Source organism: Bacillus haikouensis (genome assembly GCF_013179555.1).
GTDB lineage: Bacteria > Bacillota > Bacilli > Bacillales > Bacillaceae_B > Rossellomorea > Rossellomorea haikouensis_A.
Genome location: NZ_JABMCR010000078.1, coordinates 1 through 16228 on the forward strand (window position 1 = coordinate 1; position 16228 = coordinate 16228).

Genomic DNA, 16228 nt, shown 5'->3' on the forward strand with positions numbered 1-16228 from the left:
TTTTAGTCACGCATATTGTTGAAACAGCCAAGAGGGGAACTACATACTACAAATTAGGTGATTATATAATGATAGAAATGAAAGACGTCTATAAGCAGTATAACAATGGTGTTATGGCTGCGAATGGGTTCAACGTCCACATTAAGCAAGGCGAGTTTGTTTATGTCGTGGGTCCAAGCGGCGCCGGAAAGTCAACGTTCATCAAGATGATGTACCGGGAAGTGAAACCTTCCAAAGGTGATATCATCGTGAATGGTATAAATCTGGCAAAGATAAAGACTAGCAGAGTACCTCATTTACGCAGGAATATAGGAGTGGTCTTCCAGGATTTCAAACTGCTTCCTTCCCTGACAATCTATGAGAATGTTGCGTTTGCACTCGAAGTAATCGAAGAGCAGCCGAAACAGATCAAGAAGAGAGTCATGGATGTATTGGAACTGGTTGGTCTTAAGCATAAAGCAAGGATGCTTCCGGATGAGTTATCCGGCGGGGAGCAGCAGCGGGTATCGATTGCACGTTCAATCGTCAATACACCGAAGCTTGTGATTGCGGACGAGCCCACAGGGAATCTTGATCCTGAAACATCTTGGGATATCATGAACATCCTTGAGGAAATCGCAAACCGTGGTACAACAGTGATCATGGCTACACATAACCGGGAAATCGTAAATACAATCAAGCATCGGGTAATCGCCATCGAGAATGGCCGGATTGTCCGCGACGAACAGCGAGGTGATTACGGTTATGAAGGCTAGGACGTATGCCCGTCACGTAAGGGAAAGTTTCAAGAGCATCGGCCGAAACGGCTGGATGACATTCGCATCAGTCAGTGCAGTAACCGTCACATTATTACTTGTTGGTGTGTTCATCGTCCTGATGTTAAACATGAACAAGGTTGCAACCGATATAGAGAAAGATGTCGAAATCCGCGTGCTGATGGAAATCGGTACGAAGCAGGAAGAAGCTAAGGTCGTTGGAGATAAGATAGAGAAACTTAATGGAGTCGAATCCGTCAACTATTCTTCCAAAGAAGAAGAACTTCAGAATCTTGTAAAGGATCTCGGTGACGATTTCAGATTATTCGAGCAAGATAACCCATTATATGATGTATTTATTGTAAAAGCGAAAGATCCCCGTGACACCGGTAAAATTGCTGGACAGATTAACAAGTATGAACATGTTAATGAAGCAATGTACGGAGAAGCGAAGATCGAAAAGTTATTCAATATCCTGGAAATGAGTCGAAACGTCGGTCTGGTCCTGATCATCGGTCTATTGTTCACGGCGATGTTCCTCATCTCAAATACGATTAAGATAACGATTGTCGCTAGAAGAAGGGAAATCGAGATAATGAAACTCGTAGGTGCAACCAACTGGTTTGTACGTTGGCCGTTCGTCCTGGAAGGACTATGGCTTGGTGTTTTAGGTTCTATTATCCCGATCGCTCTTGTTACAGCTGGTTATTACTATGCTTACGAATTTATAAAACCAAAACTTCAAAATCATTTTATCCAGATACTGGACTTTACCCCATTTATCTTTCAAGTAAACGGTTTGATCCTATTAATGGGATGCTTGATCGGGGCTTGGGGAAGCTTCATGTCTGTACGTAAATTCTTAAAAGTTTAAAAATTGATAGGTTGATAGAAGCTGAAAGGAGCATGCCGCTTGAACAAGAAGTATTTTATGTCAATAGCAATCGCAGCAGCATTAACAATCGGGAGCCTTCCAACGTTAGCTAACCCGGCTAACGCTCACTCCTCAGTAGAGGATTTGAAAAAGAAACAAGATGAGGTTTCCTCTAAAAAGGAACAAATTAATAGTAAGATCAATGAGAAGAAATCAGAAATCAATGCCAACATCAATAAACAGCAGGAAATTAAAGCGAAAATTGCAGAATTTGATGCAAAAATAAAAGACACAGAGAATAAAATCGCAGAAAAAGCAAAAGAAATCGAAGAAACAACAGCTGAAGTTGAGAAGCTGAAAGTAGAGATCAAAGAACTGGAAAATAAGATCAAAGAGCGTAATGAACTTTTAAAAGAACGTGCTCGTGCGATTCAGGAAAAAGGCGGCTCAGCAAACTATCTTGACGTGCTTCTTGGCGCGGACAGCTTCGGTGATTTCATCAACCGGGTCTCTGCAGTTAATACGATCGTAAGTGCAGATAAGAAAATCATGGACGAGCAAAAGAGGGACCAGGAAAAATTAGAGAAGAAGAAAGAAGAAGTAGAAAGCAAACTTGCTCAATTAGAAAATGATAAAGCAAGCCTGGAAACACTGAAGCAGGACCTTAACAGTGAAAAGGCTCAAAAAGCGGAACTGTTCAAACAGCTCGAAAAGCAGGAGGCTTCGCTTGAAAAAGAAAAAGTGAATCTTGAAAAAGAATCAAGTGAACTTGCGAAAATGGAACAGCAAATCGGCGGGGAAATCCAGGCAGAGCAAGCACGTTTAGCAGAACTTGCACGTCAGCGTGAACTTGAGAAGAAAAGACAAGCTGAAGCAGCAGCTGCCAAAAAAGCATCAACGTCAAGCAGCGGCGGTTCTGCATCTGCTTCAGTGAGCACACCGAGCACACCGGTAAGTTCCGGAACTTGGACAAGACCAGCATCAGGAAGTATCACAACTGAGTACGGCTGGGATGTATTGAACGGAAGCTCTCGTTTCCACTATGGAACAGATATTGCTGCAGGTGGAAGTGTGCCGATCGTCGCTGCAGCGGATGGATATGTCATCAAGAGCCACTTCAGCTCAAGCTACGGTAACGTCGTGTACATCACGCACTCAATCAACGGAAAAACCTTCACTACAGTCTATGCCCATATGTCTTCATCATTAGTAGGTACTGGGACGCCTGTAGACAAAGGTCAGCGAATCGGCTTCATGGGTGACACAGGGTACTCATTCGGTCAGCATTTACACTTTGAACTTCATGCAGGTTCTTGGAATGCATCGAAATCAAACTCTGTAAATCCGCGTCAATACATCAACTTCTAATAGAATGATAGCCTTTAAGAATCCTGCCATACGTTTATGGCAGGATTTTTTTGGATAAATAGAGTATAAGTTGAATTTGCTTTTGGAATCCTTCCTGTTGAAACACTCTATGCTATAACCGCAATATTCATAAAAGAATACTTCCTGCACCTTACAAATCATACGTAATAATGTATAATGAAGACAAATGTCGAAAATCACTTTTCAATCAGATGTGAAATTGGTACTATAGTATTAACGATAACGAATGAACTATAACATTTGAACTATATAGCAACCTTCGATAACGGCAAACTAATTCGAAAGATTAGGACGCAAAGCCACGGATCTAACGTTTCAAAAGAAACTATGACCGCCGGGTTACCGAAAAGGATTGGAAAATAAATGAATTTTGTCGAAAATTGTCAGCTTCATTTATAGCCCGCCATTCTTTTTGGCGGGCTGTTTTTTTGGAATGTATTTACCCTCAAAAGTCAATTGTGTGCAGTTTTCTTAAGCGTGAATCAGGAAAGGAGATTAGAAGATGGAACAAGGGAATGCAGCTGATGTCAGAAGGCAGTTAAGAAGTTTTTGCAGGAGAAATCGTTCCTCTTTGAAAAAGTACGGCTCCTATACAGCAGAGGAATTAAGCGACTTGGTACTGAACAGGATTGGCTATGAAGAAGCGAAGCGAATTGTCGAGGACATCCAGCTGATCGATCGGAGAGGCGGCAACACAGGGTTTTATCTGCTGCTTATTTTAGAAGCACTAAGAGGTTCACAGAAAGCTAATCCAGATAAAAGAGCCATCATATAATAAAAACCGGATGTCTGCTTCTATTGACCGCCGGTTTTTTGCTATTATACATATCTATTATCGTAAGTGTCATGCGGATTCGGAAAGCCACTGTTCAAGATTCTTTTCAGCCGTCCTGATGTCCATTGTGATGTTCGTAAGAAATTCAAAGTGCTGATCACGTTGACCACGATTCTTCAATAATTGAAAGATTACAGGCTTTTGATATTTGATCAACGTCATCACTTCCATCATTGGCAAGTATGTCTCTTTAGGCTGTATCCGTAAGAAAGAACGAATTAGCTGGACATATTCTCCTGCATACTTTGGATCATCACCCCTTAATTCAAACAGCGCATTCAAACGGCTTATATAACGTTTAATCGTTTGGAGCTCTTCATATGTCATCATGATTCCCCCTTTATTCTTTGTTGGCGGCCCGGCAATCCTATCGTTATACTGTCAAAACGCCTTAGACCCGAAGCTTTGCGTCCTTCCCTTTCAGAGTTTGCCTTTTTCAACAGAATCCTGTCAAAAAGAAATCCAACTTACCTTTATTATCGTCCATTTCTGCTATACTGTTAACCGTATATAAAGATAAAGTAATGGTACTTAAAGACTATATACATATACAGCTGTAAGAAAGTCATTCTGCTTGATTGGTGGAATGAAAAGTACCATACTGAAATACATAACAGGGTATCATGAATGATCAAAATTTCAGCATATCAAATTAGGGCTTATGAGCACCAATGGATTTCACAGGCAATTTGTCGATCTATATGAACGGACAGCACCATCCACTCGAGGTACGATGGCCGGTCAATCAAGATAAAAAATGAGGGAACCACAATGATTAATCAATGGTATAATATTGGCGCCTTCACCTTTCCAGGCTCGTGGGCAGCAATTGCCGCTGCTCTTCTCACGACCTTCTTGTTTCTCTTTTTCTGGAATAGGAAAGCCGGCGACTGGTATTCGAACGCGATTTTCATCTTTATCCTGACTTGGAAGTTGAGTGTAATCGTTGTCGATTTTGCCACGGTCATCAAGCATCCCATCACGATTCTCTATTTTCACGGCGGGACTGCAGGGTATTGGATGGGAATTGCAGGCATCCTGGTATATACTTTTATTAAAAGTGCAAATCGATATCATGTATTGACTGCATGGGTCATGACCGTCCTTGTCTATGAAGGTATGTTCGACCTTATGAACGGGACATACATAATTGGGACGGTACAATTGATTTTTAACGGTGTATTGCTTCTCTTATTACTGAATAAATTGGGGACCAACGGGAAAAACGTATGGTCGATTCAACTGCTCACCATTTTTACATTGAACCAATTTCTAATGAATTCCTTCGGAGGATTCCAAATGGACACGACTATACTGACATACATCATTTTAGCCATTGTTCTGCTTTTTCTGCTGATAAAAGAAGAGCGGGCGTCATTTCTTAATACAGCGGGGAGGAAAACCCAGTGAATAAACGTAATTTTGCATTAGCCGTCGTTGCTCTCCTGATCGGGATCTTTCTAGTGAACGTTTTCCAGGATCAACAGGAGAAAAAACAAAGGGAAGAAGCAGCACAGCTTGCGCGGGAATCAATGGACCTCTCGAATGCCGGGCAGGGACTGACGAAAGGCGACAGTGCACCGGACTTTGAACTAACGACGCTGGCTGGCGAAAAAGTGAAGCTTTCCGATTACAAGGGTCAGAAAGTGATCCTTAACTTCTGGGCGACATGGTGTCCGCCGTGTAAAGCGGAAATGCCTCATATGCAAAAATACTACGAAAAAAATGCTGACAAAGAAAATGTCGAAATTCTGGCCGTGAACCTGACAAGCTTGGATGATGGAAAGAGCGCCGTACAAGAATTCGTTGATGGCTACGAACTTACCTTTCCGATTCCGATGGATGAAGACGGTGAAATTGGCGACGAATACCGGGCCTTTACAATCCCGACCACCTACATGGTTGATACCAAGGGACAAATCCGGCACAAAATCGTCGGCCCCATGAACGAAGAAATGATGGCCGAAATGGTCGAAGGAATGAACTGACGAGTTGAACTCATCCAAGGACGGGCCAACCCAAGGAAAGAGATAATAAACTATTGGTCGACTGTTTGAAACGATATAGAGGAAAACCTGCTGCGGATTTTGCGGCAGGTTATTTGTTATTTCGTAAGGGAGAATACCTTGAATCATCTTTTTATATAATCACCGGTAAAACTATCCAGCAGCTGAGATTTATGCTAGTAATCGTCTCAGTGCTCTGTTAATCCAGCCACTGTGAAAGATTCCAAATAATTGCCCAAATTGTCGAAAACTCTCCACTCATTGACTCAATCACTGCAGCTTTTTCACGAAAAATAATACGTCTCCCGAAATATTTTACTTCCTCACAATCTTCTGAATATGGTACACTCTTCTAAAATCAAAAGATTCAAGAGGAAGGATGACATACATGAAGTTCACAACAAAAGTAGTACATAGCCAGTTAAAAGGCACAGAGGGGATTCGCAGCAAGACGACGCCAATCTACCAAACTTCCGCTTTTTCATTCAAATCACTGGAAGAGCTTGAAGGATTCTTCGAAGGGGAATCACCTTACCTCTACACAAGGACGGGAAATCCGAATACAGATGAACTGGGTCAGATGGTAGCTGCTCTTGAAGGCGCGCCTGCCGGAGTTGCGACATCTTCAGGCTTGTCAGCGATCCTGGCTGCCGTACTTGCAGTAGTGAAATCCGGCGACCACATTGTAGCGGCAGAGGATCTGTACGGGGGCACCTTCCATATGCTGAAGGAAGAGTTGAAAGGATTCGGCATCACGACAACTTTCGTCGACTTCACCAAACGTGAAGAAATTGAACAAGCCATCACACCTGATACAAAATTGCTTTACAGTGAAACAGTCACCAATCCGTTCATGAGGGTGGAAGACATCCCGCTGCTGGTCAATCTTGCGGAAAAACACCATCTCAAAACAATCATCGATAACACATTCGCCACTCCTTTTCTTCGTCAGCCTTATCTTGAAGGAGTGGACCTCGTCGCTCACAGTGCCACCAAATACATCGGAGGACACAGTGACATCACGGCAGGCGTCGTAACCGGAAAAGAAGATCTTGTAATCAAAGCAAGGGAAAAAGTGGTCAACATGGGCTCCAATTTAAGTCCGTTCGAAGCGTGGCTGACAGCCAGGGGGGCAAAAACATTGGGTCTCCGAATGGGAGCTCAAGCTCATAACGCCGGTGTGCTTGCTGAGAACTTACGAACAAATCAGCATGTAAAACACGTATATTATCCGAATGACCTTTCTGAAAAAGGCCACGGAGCCATTGTGACAATCGAGCTTGACGGCTCATGCGACATCAGCGCTTTTTTCAAATCCCTCGGCTGGATCAAAATTGTGCCGACCCTTGCAGGAGTGGAAACGACCGTCTCCTATCCGCTCGGCACATCACATCGTGCGCTGCCGAAAGAAGCACAGGAGAAGTTGGGCATCAACACACATGTAGTGCGCATTTCGTTAGGTATCGAGGACGCAGAGGACATCGTCACTCAATTTAATGAAGCAATCACAGAATGTAAAAAATAATGAAAAAAATCTGAAAACATACTTGACGTTAAGTTGAGTTGCCTTTATAATTCATCTCAACGCACTACTTAATGACAACTAAATCGCTCTTATCCAGAGAGGCGGAGGGACTAGGCCCGATGAAGCCCGGCAACCTTCATGCCCGCAGAAAATTGCGGCTGCATGAAAAGGTGCTAATTCCTGCAGACATATGTCTGAAAGATAAGAGGAGGACCCTATTAAATTAGACCCTCTTCTTAGGAAGGGGGTTTTTGATTTTTCCTCTTCTCAAAATTCCTAGAATGTTGAATGGTTTTGAAACTTGGTCAGAAGGCGGGTTGCGGCCGAAAATTCACCTGATGAATAAAGCCGAAAATTCAGCTGATGAATAAAGCGGAATATTCACCAGGTGAAATTCCCGGTAATATCAGCAAGTGAAAATCAGCAAAAAATCACCAGCTGAATATCTATTCTGAATATCTATCCCATATTCACCATTTCTCATAATGCTGACTCAAGACCTGTACCGCTTATCTGCAAGCATAAAAACCATTTCTGTCCAAAAAGCCAATGGAAAACCACCAAACCAAAAACCAGGAGGAATTCATGATGACAAAATCATTCGATGTAGAAACGTTATTACTTCACGGCGGCCAAGAACCGGATCCATCTACAGGTTCACGTGCAGTGCCAATTTACCAGACGACTTCGTACGTATTTGATAACAGTGAACACGCTGCGAAATTATTTGGTCTTGAAGAGGAGGGGAATATTTACTCCAGGATCATGAACCCGACTGTGGATGTTCTTGAGAAACGGATTGCCCTGTTGGAAGGGGGAATCGGCGCACTTGGTGTTTCATCCGGAATGGCGGCGATTTCGTTGTCCATCTTGAATATCGCTGGAGCAGGGGATGAAATCGTAGCTGCCACGAATCTATACGGCGGCACGTACAACCTTTTCTCCACGACGCTTCCAAAGTACGGTATCAAGGTGCATTTCGTTGATCCGACCGATCCTGAAAACTTCCGAAACGCGATCACGCCGAAAACAAAGGCTGTTTTTGCCGAAACGATCGGAAACCCGAGCCTCCACGTTCTTGATATTGAAGCTGTCGCAAGAGTGGCGCATGACAATGAAATTCCGCTCATCATCGATAACACTTTCGCGACACCGTATCTTACCAAGCCAATTGAGTGGGGAGCGGATATCGTCATCCATTCAGCCACAAAATGGATTGGCGGTCACGGAACAGCGATCGGCGGACTCGTTGTCGACGGCGGTAAGTTTGACTGGAATAATAAGAAATTCCCGGGATTCGTAGAAGAAGACCCGAGCTATAATGGAATCCGTTTTGGCATCGATGTCGGCGAAGCTGCTTTCATTACAAAATTGAGAGTCCAGCTGCTGCGTGACTTCGGGGCATGCCTAAGCCCGCAAAACGCGTTCCTGCTTCTGCAGGGGCTGGAAACTCTGCACCTGCGAATTGAAAGACATACGGAAAATGCATTGAAAATCGCGGAGCATCTTAATGAGCACAGCGGTGTGGCGTGGGTTACTTATCCGGGTCTCGCTCAGCATCCGTCCTATGCACTTGCTCAAAAATACCTGAAAAAAGGAGCAGGTTCGATTGTCGTCTTCGGCATCAAAGGCGGAAGGGATTCCGGTCGTAAAGTCGTGGATAACATCACCCTCTGGTCACATGTGGCGAACGTTGGAGATGCAAAATCACTCATCATCCATCCGGCTTCGACGACCCATCAGCAATTGAATGATCAGGAACTGCGTTCAACCGGTGTTACGGAAGAATTGGTTCGTTTATCGGTCGGATTGGAATCGGTTAAAGACCTGATTGAAGACCTGGACAGCGCGATCGAAGCGGCTCTGGCTGCATCACCGGTATAATTCGAACGATTTAACCACTAATACACAGTGGAGTAAATTAAACTTTAATGACGAAACAACCTCAGTTACCAGTTGTAAAAATAGCGGGAAGCGGGCAGATCATCCAGCCCGTCTCCCCCAATCACTCACCAAAAAGGAGGCGACGGAATGGAGAACCCGCACACCAGTAAAAGACAATATGAAGTGAACTCCATTACGATCCCAACCCTGACCTTGGAATGCGGCGACACCCTGGAACAGGTGGAGCTTGTTTATGAAAGAATCGGCAACACGGAAGGACCAGTCGTCCTTATCTGTCACGCGCTCACAGGAAATCACCTTGTAAAAGGGACTCCGGACTGCAAAGGGTGGTGGGAAGGCCTTATTGGTGCGAACTCGTACCTCAATACGGATGAATATGCGATCCTGTCATTTAACGTGCTGGGCGGCAACGATGGCAGCACCGGGCCTGCATCCATCAACCCGGCAACAGGTCAGCCGTATGGCCGTCATTTTCCGAGTGTCACAGTAAGAGACATGGTCAAAGCTCAATATCTTGCTCTGAAAGAACTGTCGATCCCTCATCTTCATGCAGTGATCGGCGGTTCTTTGGGCGGGATGCAGGCACTGGAGTGGGGGATGATGTATCCATTCTTCGTCGACAAAGTATTCGCACTTGCCGTCACACCTGCTCTCAGCGACTACGGGTTGGCATTTAATCATATCGGCATCCAGGCAATCGAGTCCGATCCGGGATTTCAAAGCGGGGATTATTCTTCAGGCACTCTTTTAAAAGGCTTGGAGATTGCCAGAATGGTTGGGATGGTCACCTACAGGACACCCCGGCTTTTTGATGACCGTTTTAATCGGGAAGAAGCTCAGTCTTCTTTTCAAGTGGAAAGTTATCTGAATTACCAGGGAAGCAAGCTTTCAAAGCGTTTCGATCCGAACAGTTACCTGACGCTCCTGAAAGCCATGAACTCGCACGACTTAAGCAGGAACCGGGACTGCACGCTTGATGACATTGCTGCTGACTATCCAACTGAACTCATCACCATCAGCTACGAAGGTGATTTGATTTATTCTCCCCAGTATCTCGAAAGATTCACCATTCAGGTTCGGTCAGGGCGGCATTATTTCGTCTCCACTGAATTTGGCCACGACGGTTTTCTGGTGGAATTCGAGAAATGGGGGAGCATGATTTCCTCCCATCTGAAACAATATCAACCCAATCGTGTTGTGAACGGCTAAAGTATCATAACCCGTCCCTCTCCGGCATATAGTTAAATAAGCAAAGACATCGCACCGCGAATAGCGCGTTTTTGTGTGGTGTCTTTTTCTTTGGATAAGAATCGCAATGCTTTTCGTAGTGTCTGGCTGCTGCATGCTCGGGTAAAGGCATGACTTATAACGGCAGACAAGCTGTCAGCGTCAGTTGCTTAATGATCCAACATGGACAAACATTGTTCATCCGGTGGCATCCGGCACTTTTCTTATCAGTCATGAAAACAAGTTGGAGGGGGAAATATGGAGTTGAGAGGCAGAAAGCTTATCATTGCAATCGTGATCAGCATGCTGATCGGGGCAGGCGGAATGTACGGAGGAGTCACCCTGTTTGATTTCACTGAATCAGGGGACGAGCTTACAGAGTTCAGCGGCGACGGGGAAGTAAATGACAAGCTTCATAAAGTGGAAGTGGCTTATGATCTGATCAGTGAGAAATTTTTTCAAGATGTGAACAAAGGGGAGCTTGTGGAGGGTGCGATTCAAGGGATGCTGAAGACCTTGAATGATCCCTACTCGGTCTATATGAACACCGAAACAGCGTCACAGTTTAATGACGCGCTTGATTCTTCATTTGAAGGAATCGGAGCAGAGGTCACGATGATGGACGGAAAGCTGATCATCGTTGCCCCTTTTAAAAACTCGCCAGCAGAAGAAGCAGGGCTGAAGCCGAATGACCGCATCGTCAAAATCGACGGCAGCAGCATCGACGGCCTGGATCTATATGAAGCTACCCTCAAGATAAGAGGGAAAAAAGGCACCAAAGTGAAATTGGAAGTAGTGAGAGAAGGCGTGTCAGATCCGATTGAAGTCTCCGTCAAACGGGATGATATTCCAGTCGAAACGGTTCATTCGGATGTAAAAAAAGTGAACGGGGTCACCACAGGGTATATCCAGATCACAACATTCTCTGAAAATACCGCAGTTGATTTTAAAAAGCAGCTGGCAGAGCTTGAAAAGAAAAAGGTGAAAGGCCTGGTGATCGATGTCCGAGGCAATCCGGGCGGACTTCTGTCTAGTGTAGAACAGATTCTCCAAGAATTTGTAACCGGGAAGAAGCCATACATCCAGATTCAGGAACGCAGCGGCGAAGTCATGAAATCTTTCTCCAACAATAAAAAGAAGAAAGCCTATCCGGTTGTCGTCCTGATTGACGAAGGAAGCGCCTCGGCTTCGGAAATTCTTGCGGGGGCACTGAAAGAAACGGAAGGCTATCCGCTGATAGGAACGAAGAGCTTCGGAAAAGGCACAGTTCAGCAGGCCGTTCCGATGGGGGATGGCAGCAACATCAAGCTGACAATGTACAAATGGCTCACTCCGAACGGAAACTGGATTCACAAGAAGGGGATACTGCCTGATGTCCAAGTCAAACAACCGGCATACTATTACGCCCACCCACTTCAAATTGAAAAACCGCTAAAGCCGGAAATGAATAACGATCAAGTGAAAAATGCACAGGAAATGCTGAAAGGTCTCGGATTCATGCTCGACCGTTCAGACGGCTATTACAGCAAGAAAACAGAACAGGCCGTCAAGGAATTCCAGATCCAGCAAGGCATCAACGCAAACGGAATCATCGACGCGAAAACAGCTGAACATTTGCAGGCCGAAATCTACAAGCAAGTGCAAAACGAAAAGAACGATCTCCAGCTCCAATCCGCAATAGAATACGTAAATCGCATTGCAAAAGCACAGGCTGCAACCGAGTAATCATAATCAGGACCGCTTCCGATAAGGGAGGCGGTCATTTTCATTTTTGAAAAGATTAGAGTGCATCCCCGTGCATAGCATTCTATTTGTATTTGCTCCAAGAACCGTTTCATGACTCAGGTGTAACCTCGGAAATTTGTGCCTGGTACAATTCTTCAAACTGTGCCAGGAACGATAATGTAGATTTGACGATTTGTGCCAGGAACAATAGTGTCGATTTGTGCCTGGCACAAAAACAGCAGATGGTGCCAGTCACCCAATCCGAACCAGGATCAAATCGTCTGAAATGAGCCAGGCTCAAAATGACCGAACCGGACCAGTCTCAATCACCAAACCGAGGCAGGGAGCTCTCCTTTCCATCTCACAGGCAAATCAACTAATTCTATCAATTTCCCCTGAATTCATGCACTGTTTTTCCAGAAAAATCTATTATATAGAGTGAAACCTATTTAATAGAAAGGAGGAGAGTAACGTGTTTGATATAAAAGAAAAAGTGGCAATTGTGACTGGAGGCGGAAGGGGTCTCGGGAAAGAGATGGCGGTTGCTTTAGGTGAAGCGGGCGCTCATGTTGTCGTTTGCTCAAGAAATCTTTCGTCCTGTGAGGAAGTGAGGGATTCCCTGCTGGAGCTGGGGGTCAGATCTCTGGCTATAGCATGTGACGTCACGAAGAAAGAAGATGTTATCAAAGTAGTGGATGAAACAGTGAGAGAGTTCGGCAGAATTGATATTTTAATCAATAACAGCGGTACATCATGGGCAGGACCGTTTGTCGATGTACCTCCCGAAAAATGGGACAAGGTTATGGAAGTGAATGTGAAAGGAACGTTCATGTTTTCGCAGGAAGTCGCAAAGGTCATGATCAGGCAGCGGTCAGGAAAGATTATCAATATCGCATCGGTGACCGGGTTTGGAGGAACGGATCCCGGTTTGATGGACACGGTTCCTTACAATGCGAGTAAAGGAGCGGTCATTACGCTTACAAAGGATCTTGCCGTTAAGCTCGCCCGCCATAATATTCAGGTGAACGGAATTGCACCGGGATTCTTTCCTACTAAAATTACGAAACAGCTTTTTGAACAGCAGGGAGCAGCAATCATGCAGCATATCCCTGCCAATAGATTCGGCGAAGGGAAGGATTTAAAGGGGATTGCTGTTTTTCTTTCCTCATCTGCTTCTCAGTATGTGAATGGACATATTTTAATCGTTGATGGCGGAATATCCGCAATGGCATAAAAGGAGAAATGAATAATGGATGAATGGTATAGAGAATTAAAACGCGCAGGTACAGAGGTTGAGTTTGAAATCAATCAGGCAATCAAAGCTGAAATCAATCAGAGAGAATATGTGGTTGCATTTAAAGAATTAATGGAGTCGATTAAGGGTATCCTCGAAATTCTGAGCCTTGTGCTGATGTTTTTGGAATTTCTCAATCAAAAGACCTTAATCGAAAACATCAAGTGAGGGAGGTGAAGCTATGAATGACAATCTGGAATATGACAAGGAAATAGAACGTTGGATTGGCTTTTATAAAACAATCACAATGAATGAAGAGTGGAAACCTAATTTTCCGCGAGAGGCTATTTGGAAGAAGGGCACGAGCACCCTCTGGCATTATGAGCCCGGTGAACGAAACGGCAGAATCCCCTTGTTCCTTCTGTATTCACATATCAACAAACCGGGCATTCTCGATTTGACAAAGGAATATAGCATGATCGGACAGTTTCTTAAGGAAGGCTATGATGTCTATCTATATGAATTCGGAGAGCCTTCCTTTGAGGATCGCTCCATCGGCCTTGAGAAATATCTATTTGAGTATATTGACCATGCCTTCAAACAAACGCTACAGCATAGCGGACAAGCACAGCTCTCCTTTGCCGGCTTCTGTCTCGGGGGCACACTTGCAGCCATGTATGCCTCTCTCCGGCCTGACCTTATAAAAAATCTTCTGCTCTTCGTCACACCGATCGACTTCCAAACCATTCCGGAATTCAGCGAATGGATTGAAGCTCTGAAAATCGGGGATTTGGATATCAAACCACTGATCCAGGTCATGGGGACGATTCCAAGTTCGATTGTAAGAGCCGGAATGCGCCTGTTGACTTCCCCGGTCTACTTATCACCTTATCTCTCCCTGTTGGCGAAATCCTACGACCCTGATCATGCATACTATTGGTATCGTTTCAACCAATGGACCAATGATCATATACCGATGACCGGTGCATTCGCTTTGGATTTAATAGAGTTATTCGTAAAGAGAAACGCGTTGGTAAACGGAGGCTTAGAACTTGGGGGGAATCTGATCGACTTGAAAAATATCAAATCGAATCTATACATGATTTCATCCCAATACGATCATATGGTTCCTGCCGATATTTCTTCCCCGCTGCTGAATATCGTATCCAGCAGCGACAAACATTTGGAAGTGGTAGAAGGCGGCCATGCAAGTTTGATAAAAAACAGTGTTCCTCAAGCTTTAAAAGAATGGCTGCAGGAACGATCATAAAGGAGGGGAGACATGTATTATTTAGAGAGTGACATCCTGGAGGATTTTCCATTCGGTTATTTGGGATTTGCGTTTATCGTGTTCAAAAACTTCTGGACTCAATATCATCTTTAATTTGATAAGCTGAGAAAGGAGGAGTCTTCCTCCCATTCTTGGCTTATTTCCACTTTGTATCAGAAACTCCGACATCATTTCCCGGGAAAATATCGGGAATGCTGTCGAAGAAACAAAGAATAAGGACGGATTCTAACAATGATTTCCTCAATCATTTCCACGCATCCGAATCAATAATCTTTCAATGTAATAGAATCAGAAAAAATTGCAATAGGTTTTAGATGTGGATTTTGATAAAATAATAGATAACAATTTAATTGAGGGGGTGACGTTTCATTGGTCGAGCTTTGGTTACTGGACGTCTTGAAAGCTTTAGGTAAGTTTGTTCTGCACCCGGTATTGTTCATGTCTGTGCTTTTGGCAATATTGACAGGCTATTATCGAGTGAAAAGGGAACGAAAGGATTTTCATACACGGCTGTTGGATGGTTATCATGATATGCGGGTCCTCTTTTCCTACGGTATAGGGATTGGTTTGTTGTTTTCCCTGGTAACGATTGGGGCAGGGGTCGTCGTTCCGGTGATTGCCCTGACACTGGCAGGGGCATTGAGTGTTTTATTTGCCCTCACAAGAAACTTTCATCTGGTGTCAGCTGCGATCACAACCGGTTTTGCTTATTTCCTTCTCGTGACTGTCCGTTATTTCGATTGGGAAATTCCATATGTACATACATATTTGGAAGGGTTGAATCTTGGGCTGCTCAGTTCGATAATGGTTCTGGCTGGAGTGCTAACCTTAATTGAGGGCATACTCATCAAAATGAACGGGTGGAAGCATACTTCTCCGCGGCTGATCCAAAGCGAGAGAGGGTTGAAGGTCGGTATTCACCAAAGCAAGAAGCTTTGGCTGGTGCCGATGTTCGTGTTGATCCCGGCAGGTAAATTGACGCTGCCATTCGACTGGTGGCCGGTGTTCACCCTTGGTACAGAAAGCTATTCGCTGCTTGGTGTCCCGTTCCTGCTTGGATTTCAGCAGCTTGTCAAAAGCAGCCTGCCGGAAAACTCCATCAAGCAGACAGGTTCCCGCGTGTTCTGGTTAGGTGCATTCGTCCTGACGCTTGCTGTCACTGGATTCTGGGCCCCGATGTTTTCAATCTGTGCCGGGGTCGTCGCCATATTGGGTCGTGCCTGGATTGCATACCGTCACCGCTCAACCGAGGATGCGAAGCCATATTTTTATAAGCGTCAGTCTAAAGGTGTCATGATACTGGGCATCCTGCCACATTCACCTGCAGAAAAACTATCTCTGCAGGTGGGGGAGATCATTTTGAAAGTGAATGGAGCAGAGGTCAGTACAGAACGGGGTTTCTATGAAGCCCTTCAGAAGAACGGAGCATACTGTAAACTTGAGATTCTCGGTACGAACGGAG

15 protein-coding genes and 3 riboswitches are annotated in these 16228 nt (G+C 44.6%); of the genes, 14 read left to right on the forward strand and 1 reads right to left on the reverse strand.

Annotated features, from left to right (window positions below; genetic code table 11):
• The first annotated feature begins 68 nt into the window (after positions 1-68).
• From ftsE to HP456_RS09610, 4 genes are all read left to right on the forward strand, one after another.
• Entirely contained in the window at positions 69-755 is a 687-nt protein-coding gene (ftsE, locus tag HP456_RS09595; protein WP_172250405.1) for a cell division ATP-binding protein FtsE, read from the forward strand.
• Entirely contained in the window at positions 745-1629 is an 885-nt protein-coding gene (gene ftsX, locus HP456_RS09600) for a permease-like cell division protein FtsX (protein WP_172250407.1), read from the forward strand. The genes ftsE and ftsX overlap by 11 nt, the downstream gene beginning before the upstream one ends.
• Positions 1630-1668: 39 nt before the next feature.
• Positions 1669-2997, forward strand: a complete 1329-nt coding sequence (locus HP456_RS09605; RefSeq protein ID WP_246288914.1) for a murein hydrolase activator EnvC family protein — start codon at positions 1669-1671, stop codon at positions 2995-2997.
• Positions 2998-3275: 278 nt separating this feature from the next.
• A riboswitch (cyclic di-GMP riboswitch) is annotated at positions 3276-3365 on the forward strand.
• Between the two features lie 155 nt (positions 3366-3520).
• Complete coding sequence (locus HP456_RS09610) at positions 3521-3793, forward strand: hypothetical protein (RefSeq protein WP_172250409.1); 273 nt, start codon at positions 3521-3523, stop codon at positions 3791-3793.
• Positions 3794-3862: 69 nt separating this feature from the next.
• Here the strand turns inward: HP456_RS09610 and HP456_RS09615 are convergent, their stop codons facing one another.
• Entirely contained in the window at positions 3863-4183 is a 321-nt protein-coding gene (locus tag HP456_RS09615; protein ID WP_172250411.1) for a hypothetical protein, read from the reverse strand.
• Between the two features lie 19 nt (positions 4184-4202).
• A riboswitch (cyclic di-GMP riboswitch) is annotated at positions 4203-4295 on the reverse strand.
• 329 nt (positions 4296-4624) lie between these two features.
• Between HP456_RS09615 and HP456_RS09620 the strand changes: the two genes are divergently transcribed.
• The 10 genes from HP456_RS09620 to HP456_RS09665 all read left to right on the forward strand — a co-directional run.
• Positions 4625-5263, forward strand: coding sequence for a hypothetical protein (locus HP456_RS09620; protein ID WP_172250413.1), 639 nt, complete (start codon positions 4625-4627; stop codon positions 5261-5263).
• On the forward strand, positions 5260-5841 hold the full coding sequence (locus HP456_RS09625) for a peroxiredoxin family protein (protein WP_172250415.1): 582 nt from the start codon (positions 5260-5262) through the stop codon (positions 5839-5841). The genes HP456_RS09620 and HP456_RS09625 overlap by 4 nt, the downstream gene beginning before the upstream one ends.
• Positions 5842-6247: 406 nt before the next feature.
• On the forward strand, positions 6248-7384 hold the full coding sequence (locus HP456_RS09630) for a trans-sulfuration enzyme family protein (protein WP_172250417.1): 1137 nt from the start codon (positions 6248-6250) through the stop codon (positions 7382-7384).
• Between the two features lie 86 nt (positions 7385-7470).
• A riboswitch (SAM riboswitch) is annotated at positions 7471-7592 on the forward strand.
• Between the two features lie 377 nt (positions 7593-7969).
• Positions 7970-9268, forward strand: a complete 1299-nt coding sequence (locus HP456_RS09635; protein WP_172250419.1) for an O-acetylhomoserine aminocarboxypropyltransferase/cysteine synthase family protein — start codon at positions 7970-7972, stop codon at positions 9266-9268.
• A gap of 147 nt (positions 9269-9415) precedes the next feature.
• On the forward strand, positions 9416-10498 hold the full coding sequence (gene metX, locus HP456_RS09640) for a homoserine O-acetyltransferase MetX (RefSeq protein ID WP_172250421.1): 1083 nt from the start codon (positions 9416-9418) through the stop codon (positions 10496-10498).
• A 276-nt stretch (positions 10499-10774) separates the two neighbouring features.
• Positions 10775-12241 carry a S41 family peptidase gene (locus HP456_RS09645; protein ID WP_172250423.1) on the forward strand — a complete coding sequence of 489 codons (1467 nt, stop codon included), beginning with the start codon at positions 10775-10777 and terminating at the stop codon, positions 12239-12241.
• 472 nt (positions 12242-12713) lie between these two features.
• A complete protein-coding gene (locus tag HP456_RS09650; protein ID WP_172250425.1) occupies positions 12714-13475 on the forward strand; it encodes an SDR family oxidoreductase in 762 nt (253 codons plus the stop codon).
• Between the two features lie 15 nt (positions 13476-13490).
• A complete protein-coding gene (locus HP456_RS09655; RefSeq protein WP_172250427.1) occupies positions 13491-13703 on the forward strand; it encodes a hypothetical protein in 213 nt (70 codons plus the stop codon).
• Positions 13704-13716: 13 nt separating this feature from the next.
• A complete protein-coding gene (locus tag HP456_RS09660; RefSeq protein ID WP_172250429.1) occupies positions 13717-14745 on the forward strand; it encodes an alpha/beta fold hydrolase in 1029 nt (342 codons plus the stop codon).
• A gap of 390 nt (positions 14746-15135) precedes the next feature.
• The coding region (locus tag HP456_RS09665) for a PDZ domain-containing protein (RefSeq protein ID WP_172250431.1) at positions 15136-16228 on the forward strand (1093 nt) is incomplete at its 3' end.

What these genes read in the sequence shown, in the direction of transcription:
- ftsE (WP_172250405.1), top strand. Translation starts at nt 69, where the DNA reads ATGATAGAAATGAAAGACGTCTATAAGCAGTATAACAATGGTGTTATG.
- ftsX (WP_172250407.1), top strand. Translation starts at nt 745, where the DNA reads ATGAAGGCTAGGACGTATGCCCGTCACGTAAGGGAAAGTTTCAAGAGC.
- HP456_RS09610 (WP_172250409.1), top strand. Translation starts at nt 3,521, where the DNA reads ATGGAACAAGGGAATGCAGCTGATGTCAGAAGGCAGTTAAGAAGTTTT.
- HP456_RS09615 (WP_172250411.1), bottom strand. Translation starts at nt 4,183, where the DNA reads ATGATGACATATGAAGAGCTCCAAACGATTAAACGTTATATAAGCCGT.
- HP456_RS09620 (WP_172250413.1), top strand. Translation starts at nt 4,625, where the DNA reads ATGATTAATCAATGGTATAATATTGGCGCCTTCACCTTTCCAGGCTCG.
- HP456_RS09630 (WP_172250417.1), top strand. Translation starts at nt 6,248, where the DNA reads ATGAAGTTCACAACAAAAGTAGTACATAGCCAGTTAAAAGGCACAGAG.
- HP456_RS09635 (WP_172250419.1), top strand. Translation starts at nt 7,970, where the DNA reads ATGATGACAAAATCATTCGATGTAGAAACGTTATTACTTCACGGCGGC.
- metX (WP_172250421.1), top strand. Translation starts at nt 9,416, where the DNA reads ATGGAGAACCCGCACACCAGTAAAAGACAATATGAAGTGAACTCCATT.
- HP456_RS09645 (WP_172250423.1), top strand. Translation starts at nt 10,775, where the DNA reads ATGGAGTTGAGAGGCAGAAAGCTTATCATTGCAATCGTGATCAGCATG.
- HP456_RS09655 (WP_172250427.1), top strand. Translation starts at nt 13,491, where the DNA reads ATGGATGAATGGTATAGAGAATTAAAACGCGCAGGTACAGAGGTTGAG.
- HP456_RS09660 (WP_172250429.1), top strand. Translation starts at nt 13,717, where the DNA reads ATGAATGACAATCTGGAATATGACAAGGAAATAGAACGTTGGATTGGC.